A 16824-nucleotide genomic window follows, 5' to 3' on the forward strand; every position below is an offset into this window, starting at 1 on the left:
GTCACGTAGTCTGCTAAATAGACTAATGTACAGGTGTGCCGAAGCCGCACATAAAAAACCAGCAAAATGCTAGCATCAATATGCCGTTGATAATATCTGGGGAGTGAGAAGCCCACTGACACTGGATTTTGCCAGTGCGGGGTAAGCATATGTTTTATTTACTTGAAGTGTCAATGTGTTAATAAAAAGTTTGGCGATACTATTTGTCAACAGTTCAATAAGAAGCAGCAACTAGGATAGCGTCACCTCGTCTTTCTCTATACTGAACCTTACACATTAACTGGTCGGTCACGATGAGGTCTGAAGTGAACAGCTGCTTTCTTTCTACTTGGGGAGCATGCTGGCCTGATTTATAAATGAGAACTAACTTCAAAATACTTATGCAATTTTCTTTAGGTTTGTGAACAACGTTAATCTGCGTAGCACTAGGAGCAAATTATCGCTTTTAAAGAATTATTTCTGATTACGTTTTCTCATTAGAGAGTTGAGTCCCTTAGCAAAGCGAAGCAAGTTATTGCCCCCTACAAGGTAAGACAGCTCACTTCTTAGTTCACTCTCGTGTTTTTCGTATGCTTCACAGCTGTTTTCGGCATGTATTGTTCCTCCAATACGCTCAAACCCCTGAGATAACAATTGGTCTTTTTCTTCACCGTAGGCTTTACTGTCTATGTCTAAATGGGTCTTTGTATCTCCCTTGATAAAAAAATGAAATCTACTCATCTATACTCCTTAACTCTACGCCTAATTATAACCATACATATCATAAGGTTAGATAAATTCACAATGGCTGAACTACAAGCGCTCGTCAAGTAATATTGAAGATAATTTAGAGTATTCTGAGTTACGTGAGTTTTTCATCATCGTTCTCCGTTTTACTTAGTTTAAACGGAAGAACTCTAAATCGGAATACACCTATTTTAGGGGATGGTTACATTTCCGCACGCCACCTTAATCACTAGAATAAACGCATAGTGAAAATGCCACGCGTTGCGAATCACTCTTTAAGCGTTTGTTATACATTTCTTACCCACACGGATCCGACAACCCAGAACTCCATGCTTCAATAACATTTCCGGGATTCTCTATTTTGTAGCAAGCCATAAGACTTGAAGGAGATTTGATGCCTAGCACAATCCCTTTACCCTCTACTTTCCCGAAGCTGTCTCGATAAACCGATAAAGCAGGTTGAATTATATTTTTCCTGTAAACATCGACCAGCTCGCTTTCACTCGTATATTTAAGGCTTTCGGATAACTTACTGGAACAAAATAACGTGTAAAATGTTACACCACCAGATGACATAACCGATGACTCTAGGGAGCAATTAAGAAGATTACTTTCACCTACTGAAGTCAAAAATGGTTCCAACTCACTTCCAGCGGCACTTAGCTCTAGCTGAATATAGGTAAAAGGTAATAGTGTCGTGACAACTAAGAGCAAACCCATACGAAGCTTATTGCCAGAGTAATTTTTAAACGCGTGATAATAAGTGAAAGGAAATAAGAACAGCCCTAAGAAACCCAACCATATTTTTTGCTTAAACATGTCTACAACGACTGTAAAATACAAAACTATCCCTATAAAAATCAGCAAAATAGACAAAGTTAACATAATTGTGATTCACTTCCTTTTTAATGTATAACGCCTCAAGAAGGGGCGCCGATTACGGCGTCCCGCTTGCTCGAATTGTTATATTTTTATAATTACCATTAAACTATTATAAAAATTCAATTTTATCAATAAGTTGGGTTAGTTCTTTAATTTCTAGCTCAGACGAATAGGTTAAAACAAAGCTCAATACATAGCCCTTAATTCTTGTTGCGTAATATTCCTGAGATACAGTCATAGCACCCATACTAATTTCGGCGGGCATTACATCAAATGAAACACCTGATATTTCTTTGGTGTATGTCTCTTGGGGGAATGTATATCTTACTTGCCCAGCCTGAAGTATCCTTTTGACATGAAATAGATAGTCAGAACCTCTTTTTATACCTGGCATGTAAGTTACACGCTCTGCTACAGCTATAATGCTTGGGTTAAACTCTACGGGAGAACCTTGTTCATACTTGAAGAATGCAAATAAATTGACAGTTTGTTTTTCTGCTTCTTTAATGGCGAGTTGTAAATTTTTATCTTCGCCAGCAATCAAGTCACCACCACGATCGGATATTTCTTCTATTGCAGCTTGACTTTGAACAGCCCATCCCTTAGGAACCGATATTGACATATTGAAATATTCATTTACATATACATCGCCTGTTATTTCACCAAAACCAATATCATTAGCAAAAACCTGATTACTCCCGAACACAAAAAAAACAATTAATGTGGTAAATGTAAATATTTTTTTCATTATTAGGCCCTCTATAATTTGTAGATAAATATAACGCCAAATTAAGGTGTGAACAACGCGAACCACCTAACCTAAACCATTGTGCCATAAACACAAAACTGACTTGAAATGAGGGCGCCAAGCGTTGTGAATCACTCTTAAATTTCTTGTTATACGTTTTTGTTAAGATACTCTCTAACGCCCCTTGCAGCTTCCTCAGATAAGCCTTGAGAAAACTTCTTCGGATCGACAATACCATTACAACCTCTAGCTGCATTGAATGCCCTAACTATTCGCTCCAGCTCTGATTGAACTGATTCTGTTCTAGGCTGTAAAACTAGGACTAGATGGTCATTATTGGAGATAGAAACTTCAATATGCGCATTCATATCCGCACTAGCCGAAAGGCGATATTTAGTTCGAGTGAAGTAACCTTTGTCACGGTATTGAAGAAACTCAGCTAACTCCATATTTAGTAGTTCCTGCCTTTCATGGCCAATAGCTTCAAGGAGCAACTCAATATTGTCATCTAAAGGCAGTTCTACCTGTATCATTATTACCTCAAACGTATAACATTCTTACTATACGCTTTACTCGAACTCGTATGCAACGGTTCCATCAGATCTGATGAACACAGTTATAACTTCTGGTGTATTACCGTCCTTACCATTTAATTTCATTAACTCATGCGCCGCATTAGGTGGACCAAAAACATTGTTTGTTTGGAACTTAACCCATTCGTTATCAGCAAGCTTGGCTTCGTACAATGACTGCTTTTTAGTACGCCCATCGTTCGTTGTCACTGAGAATTTAGCGATTATATGTTGCCAGCCTTCCGGTGCGTCAACAGTTACATTTTCGTATATGAAGACTAACAAGTCTTGAGAAGTGTAATTATTAGACATGGCCAAATTACTCCAGAGTAAAAGAAATAAAACTAATGTCTTTTTGAGCATAATTTTCTCCTATGCACATAACATTCTTAATAACAGGCAGTCTCGTTTTTCTGTCTACTTGACTTTCCATCAACTTATCATAACTCACTAAAAATTAAAGCAAATACATCGAACTATGTATTCTGTCATCACATAAAAACGCGCCAGCGTGTTATCACTTTTTAACAGTGCGTGTTATCTAAGGTATGATCATCACCAAATCTTCTAATGAACAATGACTTATTAAATCCTCTATCTACAAAGCGAGACTAAGCACTCAACAAAACAAGCCATCTTTCATATTCAAACCAGATTCAAACCTAATAAACTGTACGGATATACAGAAAGGGATTTACGCAATGATGATGTATTAAAAGTGATATGAGAAGCAGTACTAAACTGAAAAGGGGCAAAAGTAAGCTAACCCTAGCAGCTAGCTCACTATTGAACAGAAGCAACATAAATGAGATTAAAAGCTTTATTTGCCAATCTGAAAGTGATGGCTTAGCTCTTGATAACCTTTAGGCGTAATCATTACTTCACGGTATCCCGGTACGCGTTCTATCCAATTATAGGTTTCAAGAAATTCGAGTAACGATGATCCTAAAAATCCACCAAGGTGATACTTTCGCTCACTCCAGTCTAAACATGGGCAACATTTTTTACGTTTAGTTTTTACGTCGAGGCGAATACCGAGCTTTAGAAACTTGGCTTTCCCTTGCAGGGTTAGATCACTACCATCATTTTCAAGCCAACCGTTTAAAACTAGTGAGTCGTATAATTTTACGGCTATGTCTCCGGCTAAGTGGTCGTAGCAAGTTCTTGCTGTCAGTAGTTCTTGAGGAACTTTCGAGCGCGCAGGATTATTTGCCTGAAAAGTCACTCCCATCATACCTTCCAACAAGGAGGCTATGTTGTTGTTAGACAAACGAAAATATCGATGCCGTCCCTGAGATAAGCATATCAAGAGGTTCGCTTTTACCAAACGTGATAGGTGAGAACTGGCTGTCGATGCTGCAATACCAGCAACAGCGCTTAACTCCGTTGCTGTCCAAGCTCTTCCATCCATAAGGGCACATAGAATCTTCATCCTTGAAGTATCAGACATGGCTGCCGCTAGTGCTGCCATATCGGCTTCTTGACTGTAGTTTTCTAGCTCACCTGAAAGGTTATCTTGCTTGCTCAAATTTAGGGCGCCTATGTCTCTATGGTAGATGCAGTCAATGTATAGTGACTGGTGACAATGATCAATTTCGTTATATCATCCATGCGCGTCGACACTATCTTTAGGGGCTTCAGAGCGATGGTTCATGCCATAATCTCTTATAACGCCCGCCACCCTCAATCTATAGTCTTTAAATACGCCACCGCGCCCTTTAGTTTGTGCAAATCTATGCGACTCTAATGCACGCCACTCTTGAATCGCGTCTTCATTTTCCCAAAACGATAAGGAAAGCACCTTTCCATCATTGGTCAGGCTTTGAAAGCGTTCAACGGAGATAAAACCATCAATGTCTGCTAATTGTGATTTTATTTCATTGGCAATAGCTAAGTATTCTGCTGTTTTACCCTCAGCAATCTGAACTTCAAAAATGACAGCAATCATATTTTATTTCTCTTTGGTCTGGCTCAACTGATTTGGTCATATTAGCAGACGGATTTCTTGATACTTCGTTGGTGGTCGAAGTATGGCTGTATTTAGCTCTACGTCCTGAGACTTTCATCTTTAGCAACTAAATCTCTACTACGTTCTGCTCCTGATAATGATAGAATCTCCGCATCAGAATTACCGAGAAACTCTATGTTTATCCATCATGTAAACGGTATCGACTGGCTGGTGATTACAGCTTTTGAAGAACTGAAAACTCTATTTATCGAAGATGCCGGTGCGATTCCCTTATGCTTCTCTACCGCCAGCGAATTGAACTTGATTGATCAAGCCAAGCGCACTTATGGATATTTGCCTACACTCAGCGGCGTAATCACCGATACTGGCACTTTTCAAAGCCCGGATAATGAAGAAGATTTGAATCCACAACTTGCCTGCCTAGTTGAGGGGCGTGGTCGAGTGTTTATCTATTGCGACGGTTTTGTGGCTTTTGTGGATGACGAGCAAACCTTTATTACTCGAATAGACTGAAAACTATTCAGTAAGTTGAAATCGGCGAATTGGCCTCCCTAGTAAGGAATGGGGCAATTCCTCGTTAAAAACGCCAACTGTTATGGTTCAACAAAAAATGCAATCTAACACCAAACAGATTCAACATTAGGCAAAACTTGTTAGGTGTCGAACGTAAACTGATGCTATGCATATGAACCAAGAAGATAGAAAATACCATCCGCTTCCTGTATTGGCTGTAATACTTGACTGCGTTCTATAGATAATTCACCTCGAATAATGAATAGACTGAGCACAGCAATTCATTAAAATACAAAACAAATTAACCAGTAGAAGTCACCAATAATGTCATTTCCTCCTTGTCCCAATTGCCGCTCTGAGTATGTTTATCAAGATCAAGCTCACCTCGTTTGCCCTGAATGTGCCTATGAGTGGAACCCAATTGAAGAAGCTGAAAATCAATTTACGGTACATGATGTCAACGGAAAGCAGCTCGAACAGGGTGATAAAATTACGCTAGTGAAAGATCTCAAAGTAAAAGGCAGTTCACTCAACCTTAAAATAGGCACCAAAGGCGTAATAAAACGTATTATCGAAGGAAAGGACCACCAATTAGATTGCAAATTGGATGGTGCTGGTGAGATGTTGGTCACCGCAAAATATGTTAAAAAAGCTTAGTCGATAAGGTTACGCAAGTTGTTCGATATGGGTTGCATGAGAATAAGACTTAACTCAAAAACTTGTGGCTTGTAGGTTGAGTGAACAATTGTACGCTGATATTCTAGCGTACAACTGTTCACTCAAATGGCATATGGAAAATGGATTCGAGTAGTAAACCACCTTTAATTTGGTTAAATGTTATTGTTTTTCTGTCGGTCGCGTTGCTGGCATTGGTCGCCGCTCCTATATATGGCTACTACAATGGTTACGGATGGTCTCACGCGATTTGGTTCTTTATAACCTTTAGCTTTTGCAACCTTTCTATAACCGCTGGCTACCACCGGTTATGGGCTCACAAAGCCTATGAAGCTCATGCCTCTCTGCGTTGGATCTACGCAATTGGCGGTGCATTCGCTTTGCAAAATAGTGCCTTGCACTGGTCTTCCGACCATAGGCCACACCACAAATTTGTCGATGATAACCATAAAGACCCCTACTCTGCGAAAATGGGATTTTGGTACTCGCATATTGGTTGGATGCTTCGTAACTATAACCACGCCACTTACTCCGACTATAGAAACTGCCGAGATCTGCAAAAAGATCATATTGTTATGTGGCAGCACAAATACTATTTGGCACTGGCGGTATTAACCAACATCGGCATCCCTCTTGCGCTGGGAATAATCTACAACGATATTATCGGTATGCTACTCATTGTCGGAGCCGTTCGACTGTTCCTTAGCCACCACTCTACTTTTTTCATCAACTCACTCGCTCACATTTGGGGAACGCAGCCTTATACGGTAAAAAATACCGCTAGAGATAACGGCATTCTCGCGATTTTCACCTTTGGAGAGGGGTACCATAACTTCCATCATATTTTTGAGGGAGATTACCGAAACGGCATCTTATGGTGGCAGTACGATCCAACCAAATGGCTAATTAAAAGTTGTCACTGGCTAGGTTTGGCAAAAAACTTGCGGGTAACGCCTAAGCTTAAAATTGAAAAAGCGAAAGCACTTGTTTTATTAAGCAAAGCGAAAAACAATTTGCAAGCTCGTCCTAACCAACAACTGATAGTCACCAAGCTACAAGAGGAATTTGATACGCTCTTTTCTCACATGAGTGAGTACTATTCAGTTAAGAAAAAGCTACTTTCATACAACAAAGAGAAACTATCTCAACGTTATGAACACAGCGTTGCTAAGCTTGAGTACCAGCAAATCAAGTTGCGTGTTCAACAACAACGTATCCTGTGGAATCAACTGGTTAAGCAGTACGCATAGTTAAATGTAAAGTGCAAAATGCTCACTCCATTTTGCACTTTTTCCTCCCTTCTTCTCTCAACGTCAAATAGCAATGAGATAAAGATTCTGTCAGTAAGCTGTATCTCTTAATATATTAAGTTTATTATTTCCTCAGTTAAACAAACACTTTAATACCTGTATAGGAAATACTGATGACAGCATTAACCATAGTGGCAAACATCATTGCCAATGAAGACAAAGTTGAATTCGTTAAAGCAGAGCTGCTTAAGCTGATTGACATTACTCGCGCAGAAAAAGGTTGTATCACTTACGACCTTCACCAAAACAATGAGAATCCAGCACATTTTGTTTTTTATGAAAACTGGGAATCTCGCGAGTTATTACAAGCTCACTTAGAGAGTGCCCACATAGCAAAATACGTAGCGGCAACCGAGGGGCTGGTGAAGGAATTTACTCTCAATGAAATGACCAAAGTGGGTTAACACTGGGCAGATGATGCCGGTAGCAGCTTTAGATCAATGCACTATTATCTAAAGCTGACTTACTTTATGGGCGTTATGGCTTTCTCTTTCTCTAGCAACTCTTTTTTTCTTTCCTGCCCCCAACGATAACCACCCAAACTGCCATCGCCTCTTAGCACACGATGACACGGGATTAGAACAGCAATTCTGTTTTTTCCACAAGCAGAAGCCGCCGCTCTAACTGCTCTAGGTTTATCTATTCCAACTGCAACATCCGCATAGCTGACGGTACTTCCATCTTGAATGCTTAATAGAAAACGCCACACCTGAATCTGAAATACCGTTCCGCGAATATCCAGAGGCAGCTCAGGTCTTGGTGCCCCTTGATCAATATGTTGCTCTAGAGCGTCAATCCAATGGTCTAGCTCAACACTATCTTTGGCTAAAGAGAGCGTAAGTTGGGCTTTAGGAAACTCCACTTGCAGTTGAGTGAGCAACGCCGGTTCATCATCAGCAAACTGCACAAAGCAGACTCCTTTCTCTGTTGCGGCCATTAGCATAAAACCCAACTGAGTTTGACGGACAGCATAATGAATGACCTCTCCTGTCCCTCCGTCTTTATACGCTTTTGGAGACATACCTATATTTCGCGTTGCTTCGCCGTAAACTCGGCTTATGGACCCAAATCCAGCAGCAAAAATAGCTTCTGTTACACCGTCACCTTCTTTTAGCGATCTTTTGAAATGTCCCATCCGAACTGCATCTTGATAATGCTTTGGAGAGACTCCGAATGCTTGTTTAAACTTTCTCTGTAAAGTAGATGAGGACAAATCAAACATCTCAGCCAGCGATGCTAAAGTCATCTGCTCATCACCATGGTTCTCAATATATCTGGCCACTTTAATCAGGCAGTCCATTTTCTCATCGCGTCCAGCGGGACAACACCGTTTGCATGGTCGATACCCGGCTAACATGGCCTGCTCTACCTCATAGAAAAATCGTAAGTTCTCCGTTTTAGCTGGCTTAGATGAACATGAAGGTCGACAAAAAATCGATGTTGTCACTACGCCATAAACAAATCGTCCATCAGCCGATTTATCACGTTTAGCAATAGCCTGTTCCATTTCGATTTCAGATAACATATTTATCAGCCCGTTTTCATGTTTCGTACTGTCATTAAACCTCAGGTTACACTCTTGTTCCATCCGATTCTGGTCAACCTAATTTAAAATAGTCGGCTTTAAATGCGCTATGTTGCAAAAATCAGATGTTACTACCAATAAAAATCCACTAGCATAATAAGAATTAACACCAGCAAATAAACACTCATTATGAATGATGAAACGCTTCGCCAAGGTATGACTGCGCTATGTAATGTCGATGAAGACATTGCCAACGCATATAAAGAGATCGGACTGCCACCACTACGTACTCGACCTCCAGGCTTTGAAACCTTTCTTTCCACCATTATCAGCCAGCAATTATCAATAAAAGTTGCCGCGGCAATACAGCAACGCGTTGAGTTATTGCTTGGGGATGTTACCGCTCAAAACCTCTTAGCAGTGTCAGATCAGCAGTTAAGAGAGGCCGGATTATCTTGGAGAAAAGTAGAATATGCCAAAGGCTTAGCAGAAGCAGTAGTCAGTGGCACATTTAATATTGAGGAGCTTGAACAACTCAGTGACGAAGAGGCGATTGCGTCTATCATTCAATTAAAAGGGTTTGGGCGTTGGAGCGCAGAAATCTACCTACTCTTCTCCCTCTCCAGACAAAACATCTTTCCCGCTGACGATTTAGGGTTGCTGATTGCACTGGGGGAGTTAAAAGGGCTCGAAGCTAAACCCACTGCAAAACAGGCAAGAGAGCTCATTAAGCATTGGTCCCCTTGGCAAAGTGCTGGGGCACTATTTCTTTGGCAGTATTATCATCGTGATAAATAGTTACTGCTTTTAACAGGCAACACATATTCATACATACGCTGTAAACAAGATCTCGATTAGCGCAGTTAGCTAGCCTTATACAATTAAATGAAAGCGCGGTTTCTAGTACGCGCTTTATCACTTAGCGAATCTTCAGGCCACTTAGTTAATCTTCAGGTCACTTGGTTAATCTGCAGAATGATTGAGATACGACAACATCTCCTCAACAGGAACCATTCCTCCTCCGGTTGCCCAAACCAGATGCGTAGCATGCTTCATTTTGTCCGGTTCAAGCCCTAAACGCTCTTTGTATTCTCGGGCTTGCTCCACTTTTATCGGCCCGACTAACCCTGCTAGGGCAGAAGGTTCCAGTTGAATATCTTCCAACTCACTCAGTTGTGCAAGGTGCTGATACATACGCTCATCGGTTATGGTGTAGTAGCCATCAAGCAAACGTTCCATCGCACGCCCCACAAACCCTGAAGCGCGTCCAACCGCTAAACCATCCGCCGCAGTGATATTATCAATGCCAATTTCTTGTACTGAGATGCCATCATGTAAACCAGTGTGCACACCAAGCAACATACAAGGAGAGTGTGTCGGCTCAGCAAAAATACAGTGCACGTGATCGCCAAATGCCATCTTTAATCCAAACGCCACCCCTCCGGGACCACCACCCACACCACAAGGCAAATACACAAATAGCGGATGCTCACTATCTACTTTGATGTTTAAATCCTCAAACTGCTGCTTTACTCGTTCTCCGGCCACGGCATAACCGAGAAAAAGTGTTTGCGAGTTTTCGTCATCAATAAAGAAACAGTTCGGATCACTTTCCGCCTCCTTACGGCCTTGTTCAACGGCAACGCCATAATCTTCATCATACTCAATGACATTGACACCATGTTTTCGGAGTGTTCTTTTTTTCCACTCTCGCGCATCGGAAGACATATGAACCGAAACAGAAAAGCCCAACTTAGCACTCATAATACCAATTGACATACCAAGGTTACCTGTTGAACCAACCGCGATGCTATGTTGTTTAAAAAACGCTTTGCATTCATCCGTCGCCAGCTTGCTGTAGTCGTCCGTTATGGTGAGCAAATTCGCTTCTATTGCCAGTTTCTCTGCATGCGTGAGTACTTCATAGATACCCCCACGGGCTTTAATTGAGCCAGAAATAGGCAAATGGCTATCCTTTTTCAGCATCAATCGTCCCGAAATGGCAGTATCGTACTGCTGCTCCAAGCTGGTTTGCATTAATGGAATGTCTACAACGTCAGACTCAATAATCCCCTGACTTTCCATCGTTTCAGGAAACGTTTTTGCTATAAATGGAGCAAATCGCATTAATCGATCACTTGCCTGTTGGATATCAGTTGCGTCCAAGCCTACATAGGGCAGCCCCTCTTTAAGACAGGTGATATTTGGATTAAACCAACTCACTTCTTCAAGTGCGATAAGCTGATTAATGATGGGAAATGTCTGGGAAAGTTTTTGGATGTCTGGCATTACCATTACTCTACTTAAGCTCAATTGAGACTATGTCCATTCGTTTAGTTAATGTAAGGCATATTCAGAAAAAGTGAAGAGCGTTATTTAACAATAAAGTTAAGATGAAGCTTCTACGCATTTTCTAAAGCAATGCAGTAGAAATCCAACGGGCCTTTTAACATTTCAATATTCAGCGATAGTGACTCACCATTGCAATTAAGTGCAAGCGCGTAACCGTGCAGATAATCCACGAGTAAATCCAACGCATTTTTTGCCGATGGTTTATCCAGATCTAGAGGCTCAACAACCAAATGAAACCTATCAATAAAGACTTCTGCAGGGCTTTCTGAGTTCATAGCGAGGAGCGTTTCTAACAGACCGGGATAGTTGCTTAACAGAGTTAAATAACTGATACACAGCTCATGCAATTCTGCTTTCCACTCTTTGCTCACCTTAGGTTCGTAGATATCTTCGATTAATGAGGTAGTGATAGATTCTAATAGTTTGGACTTATTATCAAAGTAATAATAAATCGCCATAGCATCCACTTGTAAACTGGACGCGAGTTTACGAATGCTGGGGATTTTTCCCTCTTCTTGCATTAATTTCTTCGCCATCATCATGATAGCTTCAGAACTTAACTGACTCCCCGATCCTTTAGGGCGACCTCGTTTTTTCTCCTTGACAGACATTGACTCTCCTAGCTAGACTAATATCAATTTCTACAGTGTAGAATAGTCTAGCTTATATCTCACCTTAAACAAAGAGAAATCATATGAAATGTTCTGTATTTATCGCCACCAGTGTTGATGGATTTATTGCAAAAACAGATGGCAGTGTTGATTGGTTGCATACGGCAGGAAATCCGGAGGCAGAAATGGGGAATCAAGCTGATATGGGTTGGGCAGAATACATGGCCTCGGTTGACTGTCTTATCATGGGCCGAAAGTGCATGGAAGTGATTTCAGCCATGAACCTCACTCCTGAACAGTGGCCTTACGGGGATATGAGAATCGTGGTTCTCAGCAATACCCTTACCGAAGCGCCAGACAATATGAAAGAGAGAGTAGAGCTCTACTCTGGTGATCTCAATGACCTCGTCACCATGCTTGAAGGCGATGGACATAAGCATGCCTATATTGACGGAGGTAAAACCGTTCAGGCTTTCATTAATCTAAAACTGATCAATGAGATCATCATTACTCGTGCCCCTATATTACTAGGAGAAGGTATTCCCTTGTTTGGCAAAGTTGCGCATGACATCAAGCTGGAAAACGTAACAGCAACTGCATTTGCCAATAACTTTGTTCAAGTTAAGTACACAGTCACCTATCAGTAATAAGGTCACCGCTCACTAAATTCTAGTTCAGCGAAACCGAAAAAGTTCACTTGTATCGCCCGATATACAAGTTGAAACCTGTGAATGCATCTAGTAAGATGATAATGATTATCATTTACAGAAAGAATATGATGCACTCTCTTATTCACCAAGACTTATGGGTTGAACCTGAACTAACGCTTCTTGATGGCACAACACCAGTAACGTTTACTCTACAGGACTGTTTTAATTACCACGGCTACGATGCCGTGGGTGGTGTAGTTCTTGGGTTTCGCTTACTGCAACTCTTCCAAAGCCTAATATCCGATGAGCAATTAGTGCAAAGACGAGATATTGCATTATTCACCTCTTTTCCGGGGTTAGGTGCACGAGATGTGTTTGAGCTTTGTACCAGAATGTACACTGAGCATCGCTATCACTTGGATGAGAATTATCATCACCCCGACGCCAACGAAGGCGTGACCGGTGATCTCTATTTCAAATTTTACTGCCTAAATACAAACACACCAAACACCAGCTACCAACTGACGGCGTTAGCGGGCAGCCCTAGTAACGATTTTATTCAAACGGGAAGAGCAACTAAAAGGCCGAATACCGACGACGCGGTATTAAAACAGTGGACCGCTCTAAAATATCAATTGGCAAACACACTGCTGCAAAACAGAGCTCAAGATGTGCTCCGCCAGATATGAAAAACAAAGTCAAAATCATAGCTACTCCAGTCCTTATCTTAATCTACTGGCAACTGGTTTCTAGTTCAGGGCTGGTCTCATCGTACCTTCTTCCACCGCCTTATATGGTGGCAACAGCTGCTCAAAACATGCTGGAAAATGGTGTTCTAATAAATCATATTTTGACTTCATTAGAACGAGTATTTCAGGGTTTTCTAATTAGCTGTTTTCTTGCTTTTAATGTTGCATTGTTAACACACTGGTCCAGCACCCTTGAGCATCTGGTATCGGCACCACTAGCGCTACTGCGCATGATTCCACCTTTGGCCATGACACCACTATTAATTTTGTGGTTAGGCATAGGCAATGCTACCCAGCTTTCGATTATTGTTCTCGCGTCTGTATTTCCCATATATCTCAATATACGTGACGGTCTGCAACGGGTGCGCCCTGAATACAGGGAACTTGCTTCATCATTAGGTTTATCACCGCTACGATTTTTTACCTTCATTATGATTCCAAGTGCGGTGCCCTCTATCGTTACGGGGGTACGGCTAGGGTTTGGTTATAGTTGGCGTGCATTAATTGGTGCTGAACTTATTGCGGCGTCTGCAGGGTTGGGGTTCTTAATTATTGATTCTCAAGAGATGATGAGAACCGATGATGTCATGGTGGGAATTCTAACAATAGGGCTTATCGGTTGGTTGTTAGATACTCTGTTTTACCGTGTTGTTTGTGGTCGAATTACCCACCGATTTCCAGAGGTGGCGAAGTAATGGCTAGCTTAAATAAAATATGTAAACGTCTAGGTAATCAAGATGTTATCAACAACCTTAGCCTTGATCTCTCTACCTACTCCATCACCTCACTAGTCGGTCTTTCCGGTTGCGGAAAATCAACATTACTTCGCATAGTTGCAGGTTTGTTACCTTTAGACAGTGGTTCCGTTGATATAAATGATACCTCTCAAAGCGTCGTTTTTCAGGATCCTCGGTTACTTCCATGGCTTACTGTCGAAGAAAACCTATCCCTTGCTTTACCTTTTCGAGATGCCCAAAAGAAAAAACGTATTTCAGACGCTCTACATAAAGTCCGACTTGATGGTATCGAACATCAGTTCCCCAGAGAATTGTCTGGAGGCATGGCACAGCGTGTCGCCATTGCTCGCGCATTGATGCGAGATGCAAAACTGCTGTTAATGGATGAGCCTTTTGCCGCTCTAGACGTTAATACGAGATCAGAATTACAAAAAATGTTGGTCAAGCTAATAAAAGAGAACCAACTTAACTGTCTATTTGTTACCCACGATTTGCGAGAAGCAAAATTGATAAGCGATCAACTTGCCGTCATGCAAGGTGGAAAAATTATAACGACATTTATTAAAAAACCATCCGGATATCCAGAAAACATGGTTCCGGAAGTCCAAAAATATTTTGAAATGAGGTAAAAAATGAATAAAAAATTGGTCTCTATTGCACTCTGTGCACTGGCATTTAGTTCACAGGCTCTCTCTGAAACATTAAATATCAGTTATGTGCGTTCACCATTTAATCTTCAGATGATGGTAATGAAAGAGCACGGAATTCTCGACAAAGAGATGGCGAAACAAAATGTTGATGTGCAGTGGCATGAAATAACATCAGGTGCAAAACAAGCTCAAGCCTTAGCCAGCGGTGATCTGCATATTGCCGGTGTGATGAACACTGCATCGGTACTAATGGCAAATGGCGCAAATAACCCCGTAAGAGTGATTGCGGGTGTATCTCGACCTACGGACACATTTGCTATTGTTGGAGCAAAAGGAGGACCAAAATCAGTAGCGGATTTAAAAGGTAAAAAAATCGCTGGGCCAAAAGGTACTGTGCTACACCAAACTTTGGTGGCTGCGTTGGTAAAAGAAAATATGACCATTCAGGATGTGGAATTTATCCAAATGGGTCTGCCTCAGGCATTTGCAGCGCTTCAGTCTGGACAAATTGATGCGGCTCTTCTAGCCGCGGGTTTTGTAATTAATGCGGAGAAAGATGGAGCCAATGTCATTACCACAGCAACAGGGTTAGTTGTTCCCAAATTAGTTATGGCATCCAGCGAAACTATCATCAACCAACACCCTAATTGGATTGAGGCAGCCCGAAAAGCACACGATGATGCGGCTAAATGGATAAAAAACAATCCACAGGAAGCGATTGAACTTGGTGCTAAGCTTCAACAAATAAGCATTGAGGACGCAAAGAAACTGTATGATTGGGCGCACTTTACTCAACGACTCAATGAAGAAGACATGAAAAGCCTAGCTCTAGATATGCAATTTATGTTGGAAAATGACATGATGCGTCAACCTGTTGATATTAAGAAAATAGTACAAGTCAAAGCGTTGGAGGAGTAATGATGACAACACATTACTTTGAGGTTAGTGATCAAGATGGCGTCATCACTCTGAATAACCAAGACCTTCTTAAATATACCGGGCCTGCCAATGTTATCGCCGCAGCTTTGATGACAAGGCTGTGCAAACATGCATTTGCGCTTTTATCTCCAGATGAACCCGTGATGAGACGGAAACTATACTGGACTTTGGGGTTCCCTGGGCCGGGCATTGTGGATTGCGTTGAAATGATTAGCATGGCAGTTAGAGAAGGCCGATGTTTGCAGAAGCCAATGAGCAACCACCCTGATGCACCGATGTCCATAGGTGGGCAGTTTGTTTTTGATATTCATTACTCCGATAGGGCACTACGTATATGGCCTTCTGCCGATATCTTTGATGATGAATTTCGTCAACAAGTGTCTAAGTGGCAAGAAGCAGACCATACACACGAACGTCAACATTATCTGCAGTATAAGCAAGCAAAGGTAGAACAAATACTATCAGAGCCAGAGTCTCGCCTGTTTAATACTCAATGGATAAAGTAAAGTCACTAACCAAGGCGCATAATTCTATGCGCCTTTTAATTTGGATTACCAGACATATTGTTCTATTGACTTAGCGTTAACACTCTTCAACTGCGCGCTCTTCTTTGCGAAGGCGGCCAATAGTAATGCACAAAACCGTGGCATTGAAAAAGTCGTTCATAAGCCCGCCATATGAACCAACAATAACAGCATTGATCATCCAGATCAGGGTGCAAATTAAGAAGGCGAATCGCATCCGCTTCCCTTCAGCACAAAACAGCGCATAGCAGCTAAACAAAGATGCAATTGCCGGCAAAACATCTCTAGGTTCACTGTAGAAATAAGCGCTCATAACCAGTTGAATTACAACAAATACAAAAAAGACCTTGGTGCCTTTGAACCTCAAAGAAACAAATGCTCTAAATGAGTTCACAAACAGATTCATCCCCGCCACAAATGCCCCCAATAAGGTGTAGTGGATAGAAAAGGTTAAGCATGACAAGCAGATAATGGCTCTCATGCGATTATCATTTGTGGTTGAAGCGGCAAGAATATTAAAACCGAATGCCAGAAAGCCTAGTGCTTGGATACCATACTCATTCATTACTGCCTGCCTATTTCTGTGATTTTTTATAAGATGTGTCAACAATTCAGATGTAAATGTCCGCAATTCACAAAGCCAGTTTAGTAACTGAAAGTGATTCCGTATAATGAAATAAAATCTCAATCTG

General features: G+C 41.4%; 22 protein-coding genes. 11 read left to right on the plus strand and 11 right to left on the minus strand.

Translation table 11 applies throughout. The features are described 5' to 3' along the window. Window positions 1-453: 453 nt before the first annotated feature. The 7 genes from CHJ_RS15250 to CHJ_RS15280 all read right to left on the minus strand — a co-directional run bounded on the left by CHJ_RS15250 (window position 454) and on the right by CHJ_RS15280 (window position 4876). Entirely contained in the window at window positions 454-720 is a 267-nt protein-coding gene (locus CHJ_RS15250; RefSeq protein ID WP_317918148.1) for a hypothetical protein, read from the minus strand. Window positions 721-1023: 303 nt separating this feature from the next. Then, window positions 1024-1545: a hypothetical protein gene (locus CHJ_RS15255; RefSeq protein ID WP_317918149.1), complete on the minus strand. Its 522-nt coding sequence runs from the start codon at window positions 1543-1545 to the stop codon at window positions 1024-1026. 172 nt (window positions 1546-1717) lie between these two features. Further along, window positions 1718-2356 (minus strand): hypothetical protein, encoded by a 639-nt coding sequence (locus CHJ_RS15260; RefSeq protein ID WP_317918150.1) that lies wholly within the window; start codon window positions 2354-2356, stop codon window positions 1718-1720. Between the two features lie 149 nt (window positions 2357-2505). Next, window positions 2506-2889 carry a hypothetical protein gene (locus CHJ_RS15265; protein WP_317918151.1) on the minus strand — a complete coding sequence of 128 codons (384 nt, stop codon included), beginning with the start codon at window positions 2887-2889 and terminating at the stop codon, window positions 2506-2508. Window positions 2890-2925: 36 nt separating this feature from the next. Continuing rightward, window positions 2926-3291, minus strand: coding sequence for a hypothetical protein (locus CHJ_RS15270; protein WP_317918152.1), 366 nt, complete (start codon window positions 3289-3291; stop codon window positions 2926-2928). A 457-nt stretch (window positions 3292-3748) separates the two neighbouring features. Continuing rightward, window positions 3749-4399 carry a winged helix-turn-helix domain-containing protein gene (locus CHJ_RS15275; RefSeq protein WP_317919193.1) on the minus strand — a complete coding sequence of 217 codons (651 nt, stop codon included), beginning with the start codon at window positions 4397-4399 and terminating at the stop codon, window positions 3749-3751. A 132-nt stretch (window positions 4400-4531) separates the two neighbouring features. Beyond that, complete coding sequence (locus tag CHJ_RS15280) at window positions 4532-4876, minus strand: antibiotic biosynthesis monooxygenase family protein (RefSeq protein ID WP_317918153.1); 345 nt, start codon at window positions 4874-4876, stop codon at window positions 4532-4534. Between the two features lie 195 nt (window positions 4877-5071). Here CHJ_RS15280 and CHJ_RS15285 point away from each other — a divergent pair, with 195 nt between their 5' ends. The 4 genes from CHJ_RS15285 (at window position 5072) to CHJ_RS15300 (ending at window position 7799) form a co-directional block, all read left to right on the plus strand. Next, window positions 5072-5410 (plus strand): cytosolic protein, encoded by a 339-nt coding sequence (locus CHJ_RS15285; RefSeq protein ID WP_317918154.1) that lies wholly within the window; start codon window positions 5072-5074, stop codon window positions 5408-5410. A 324-nt stretch (window positions 5411-5734) separates the two neighbouring features. After that, window positions 5735-6067, plus strand: coding sequence for a zinc ribbon domain-containing protein YjdM (locus CHJ_RS15290; protein WP_171751610.1), 333 nt, complete (start codon window positions 5735-5737; stop codon window positions 6065-6067). A gap of 140 nt (window positions 6068-6207) precedes the next feature. Further along, complete coding sequence (locus CHJ_RS15295; RefSeq protein WP_171751609.1) at window positions 6208-7335, plus strand: acyl-CoA desaturase; 1128 nt, start codon at window positions 6208-6210, stop codon at window positions 7333-7335. A 173-nt stretch (window positions 7336-7508) separates the two neighbouring features. After that, on the plus strand, window positions 7509-7799 hold the full coding sequence (locus CHJ_RS15300; RefSeq protein WP_171751608.1) for a putative quinol monooxygenase: 291 nt from the start codon (window positions 7509-7511) through the stop codon (window positions 7797-7799). Window positions 7800-7858: 59 nt separating this feature from the next. Here the strand turns inward: CHJ_RS15300 and ada are convergent, their stop codons facing one another. Continuing rightward, window positions 7859-8920, minus strand: coding sequence for a bifunctional DNA-binding transcriptional regulator/O6-methylguanine-DNA methyltransferase Ada (gene ada, locus CHJ_RS15305; RefSeq protein ID WP_317918155.1), 1062 nt, complete (start codon window positions 8918-8920; stop codon window positions 7859-7861). Window positions 8921-9109: 189 nt separating this feature from the next. On the opposite strand from ada, the gene CHJ_RS15310 reads away from it, so the two are divergent. Then, window positions 9110-9718, plus strand: coding sequence for a DNA-3-methyladenine glycosylase family protein (locus CHJ_RS15310; protein WP_317918156.1), 609 nt, complete (start codon window positions 9110-9112; stop codon window positions 9716-9718). Between the two features lie 165 nt (window positions 9719-9883). Here the strand turns inward: CHJ_RS15310 and CHJ_RS15315 are convergent, their stop codons facing one another. Further along, the gene (locus tag CHJ_RS15315) at window positions 9884-11215 is read right to left on the minus strand and encodes a D-serine ammonia-lyase (protein ID WP_317918157.1); all 1332 of its coding nucleotides are present in this window, start codon (window positions 11213-11215) and stop codon (window positions 9884-9886) included. A gap of 107 nt (window positions 11216-11322) precedes the next feature. After that, complete coding sequence (locus CHJ_RS15320; RefSeq protein ID WP_317918158.1) at window positions 11323-11883, minus strand: TetR/AcrR family transcriptional regulator; 561 nt, start codon at window positions 11881-11883, stop codon at window positions 11323-11325. A gap of 83 nt (window positions 11884-11966) precedes the next feature. Between CHJ_RS15320 and CHJ_RS15325 the strand changes: the two genes are divergently transcribed. The 6 genes from CHJ_RS15325 to CHJ_RS15350 all read left to right on the plus strand — a co-directional run bounded on the left by CHJ_RS15325 (window position 11967) and on the right by CHJ_RS15350 (window position 16114). After that, the gene (locus CHJ_RS15325; protein ID WP_317918159.1) at window positions 11967-12530 is read left to right on the plus strand and encodes a dihydrofolate reductase family protein; all 564 of its coding nucleotides are present in this window, start codon (window positions 11967-11969) and stop codon (window positions 12528-12530) included. A 104-nt stretch (window positions 12531-12634) separates the two neighbouring features. Then, window positions 12635-13222 (plus strand): hypothetical protein, encoded by a 588-nt coding sequence (locus CHJ_RS15330; protein ID WP_317918160.1) that lies wholly within the window; start codon window positions 12635-12637, stop codon window positions 13220-13222. Continuing rightward, entirely contained in the window at window positions 13219-13977 is a 759-nt protein-coding gene (locus CHJ_RS15335; protein ID WP_317918161.1) for an ABC transporter permease, read from the plus strand. Before CHJ_RS15330 ends, CHJ_RS15335 begins: the two co-directional genes overlap by 4 nt. Then, window positions 13977-14648, plus strand: a complete 672-nt coding sequence (locus CHJ_RS15340; protein WP_317918162.1) for an ABC transporter ATP-binding protein — start codon at window positions 13977-13979, stop codon at window positions 14646-14648. The genes CHJ_RS15335 and CHJ_RS15340 overlap by 1 nt, the downstream gene beginning before the upstream one ends. A 3-nt stretch (window positions 14649-14651) precedes the next feature. Further along, a complete protein-coding gene (locus CHJ_RS15345; protein WP_317918163.1) occupies window positions 14652-15587 on the plus strand; it encodes an ABC transporter substrate-binding protein in 936 nt (311 codons plus the stop codon). After that, the gene (locus CHJ_RS15350; RefSeq protein WP_317918164.1) at window positions 15587-16114 is read left to right on the plus strand and encodes a hypothetical protein; all 528 of its coding nucleotides are present in this window, start codon (window positions 15587-15589) and stop codon (window positions 16112-16114) included. Before CHJ_RS15345 ends, CHJ_RS15350 begins: the two co-directional genes overlap by 1 nt. A gap of 76 nt (window positions 16115-16190) precedes the next feature. On the opposite strand, the gene CHJ_RS15355 is transcribed toward CHJ_RS15350, so the two are convergent. Next, window positions 16191-16697: a YgjV family protein gene (locus tag CHJ_RS15355; protein ID WP_317918165.1), complete on the minus strand. Its 507-nt coding sequence runs from the start codon at window positions 16695-16697 to the stop codon at window positions 16191-16193. Window positions 16698-16824 lie beyond the last annotated feature (127 nt).

This window comes from Vibrio sp. MACH09, assembly GCF_033238805.1.
In the GTDB taxonomy this organism is placed as follows: Bacteria; Pseudomonadota; Gammaproteobacteria; order Enterobacterales; family Vibrionaceae; genus Vibrio.

What these genes read in the sequence shown, in the direction of transcription:
- CHJ_RS15250 (WP_317918148.1), bottom strand. Translation starts at nt 720, where the DNA reads ATGAGTAGATTTCATTTTTTTATCAAGGGAGATACAAAGACCCATTTA.
- CHJ_RS15255 (WP_317918149.1), bottom strand. Translation starts at nt 1,545, where the DNA reads ATGTTTAAGCAAAAAATATGGTTGGGTTTCTTAGGGCTGTTCTTATTT.
- CHJ_RS15260 (WP_317918150.1), bottom strand. Translation starts at nt 2,356, where the DNA reads ATGAAAAAAATATTTACATTTACCACATTAATTGTTTTTTTTGTGTTC.
- CHJ_RS15265 (WP_317918151.1), bottom strand. Translation starts at nt 2,889, where the DNA reads ATGATACAGGTAGAACTGCCTTTAGATGACAATATTGAGTTGCTCCTT.
- CHJ_RS15270 (WP_317918152.1), bottom strand. Translation starts at nt 3,291, where the DNA reads ATGCTCAAAAAGACATTAGTTTTATTTCTTTTACTCTGGAGTAATTTG.
- CHJ_RS15275 (WP_317919193.1), bottom strand. Translation starts at nt 4,399, where the DNA reads ATGGCAGCACTAGCGGCAGCCATGTCTGATACTTCAAGGATGAAGATT.
- CHJ_RS15280 (WP_317918153.1), bottom strand. Translation starts at nt 4,876, where the DNA reads ATGATTGCTGTCATTTTTGAAGTTCAGATTGCTGAGGGTAAAACAGCA.
- CHJ_RS15285 (WP_317918154.1), top strand. Translation starts at nt 5,072, where the DNA reads ATGTTTATCCATCATGTAAACGGTATCGACTGGCTGGTGATTACAGCT.
- CHJ_RS15290 (WP_171751610.1), top strand. Translation starts at nt 5,735, where the DNA reads ATGTCATTTCCTCCTTGTCCCAATTGCCGCTCTGAGTATGTTTATCAA.
- CHJ_RS15295 (WP_171751609.1), top strand. Translation starts at nt 6,208, where the DNA reads ATGGATTCGAGTAGTAAACCACCTTTAATTTGGTTAAATGTTATTGTT.
- CHJ_RS15300 (WP_171751608.1), top strand. Translation starts at nt 7,509, where the DNA reads ATGACAGCATTAACCATAGTGGCAAACATCATTGCCAATGAAGACAAA.
- ada (WP_317918155.1), bottom strand. Translation starts at nt 8,920, where the DNA reads ATGTTATCTGAAATCGAAATGGAACAGGCTATTGCTAAACGTGATAAA.
- CHJ_RS15310 (WP_317918156.1), top strand. Translation starts at nt 9,110, where the DNA reads ATGAATGATGAAACGCTTCGCCAAGGTATGACTGCGCTATGTAATGTC.
- CHJ_RS15315 (WP_317918157.1), bottom strand. Translation starts at nt 11,215, where the DNA reads ATGGTAATGCCAGACATCCAAAAACTTTCCCAGACATTTCCCATCATT.
- CHJ_RS15320 (WP_317918158.1), bottom strand. Translation starts at nt 11,883, where the DNA reads ATGTCTGTCAAGGAGAAAAAACGAGGTCGCCCTAAAGGATCGGGGAGT.
- CHJ_RS15325 (WP_317918159.1), top strand. Translation starts at nt 11,967, where the DNA reads ATGAAATGTTCTGTATTTATCGCCACCAGTGTTGATGGATTTATTGCA.
- CHJ_RS15330 (WP_317918160.1), top strand. Translation starts at nt 12,635, where the DNA reads ATGATTATCATTTACAGAAAGAATATGATGCACTCTCTTATTCACCAA.
- CHJ_RS15335 (WP_317918161.1), top strand. Translation starts at nt 13,219, where the DNA reads ATGAAAAACAAAGTCAAAATCATAGCTACTCCAGTCCTTATCTTAATC.
- CHJ_RS15340 (WP_317918162.1), top strand. Translation starts at nt 13,977, where the DNA reads ATGGCTAGCTTAAATAAAATATGTAAACGTCTAGGTAATCAAGATGTT.
- CHJ_RS15345 (WP_317918163.1), top strand. Translation starts at nt 14,652, where the DNA reads ATGAATAAAAAATTGGTCTCTATTGCACTCTGTGCACTGGCATTTAGT.
- CHJ_RS15350 (WP_317918164.1), top strand. Translation starts at nt 15,587, where the DNA reads ATGATGACAACACATTACTTTGAGGTTAGTGATCAAGATGGCGTCATC.
- CHJ_RS15355 (WP_317918165.1), bottom strand. Translation starts at nt 16,697, where the DNA reads ATGAATGAGTATGGTATCCAAGCACTAGGCTTTCTGGCATTCGGTTTT.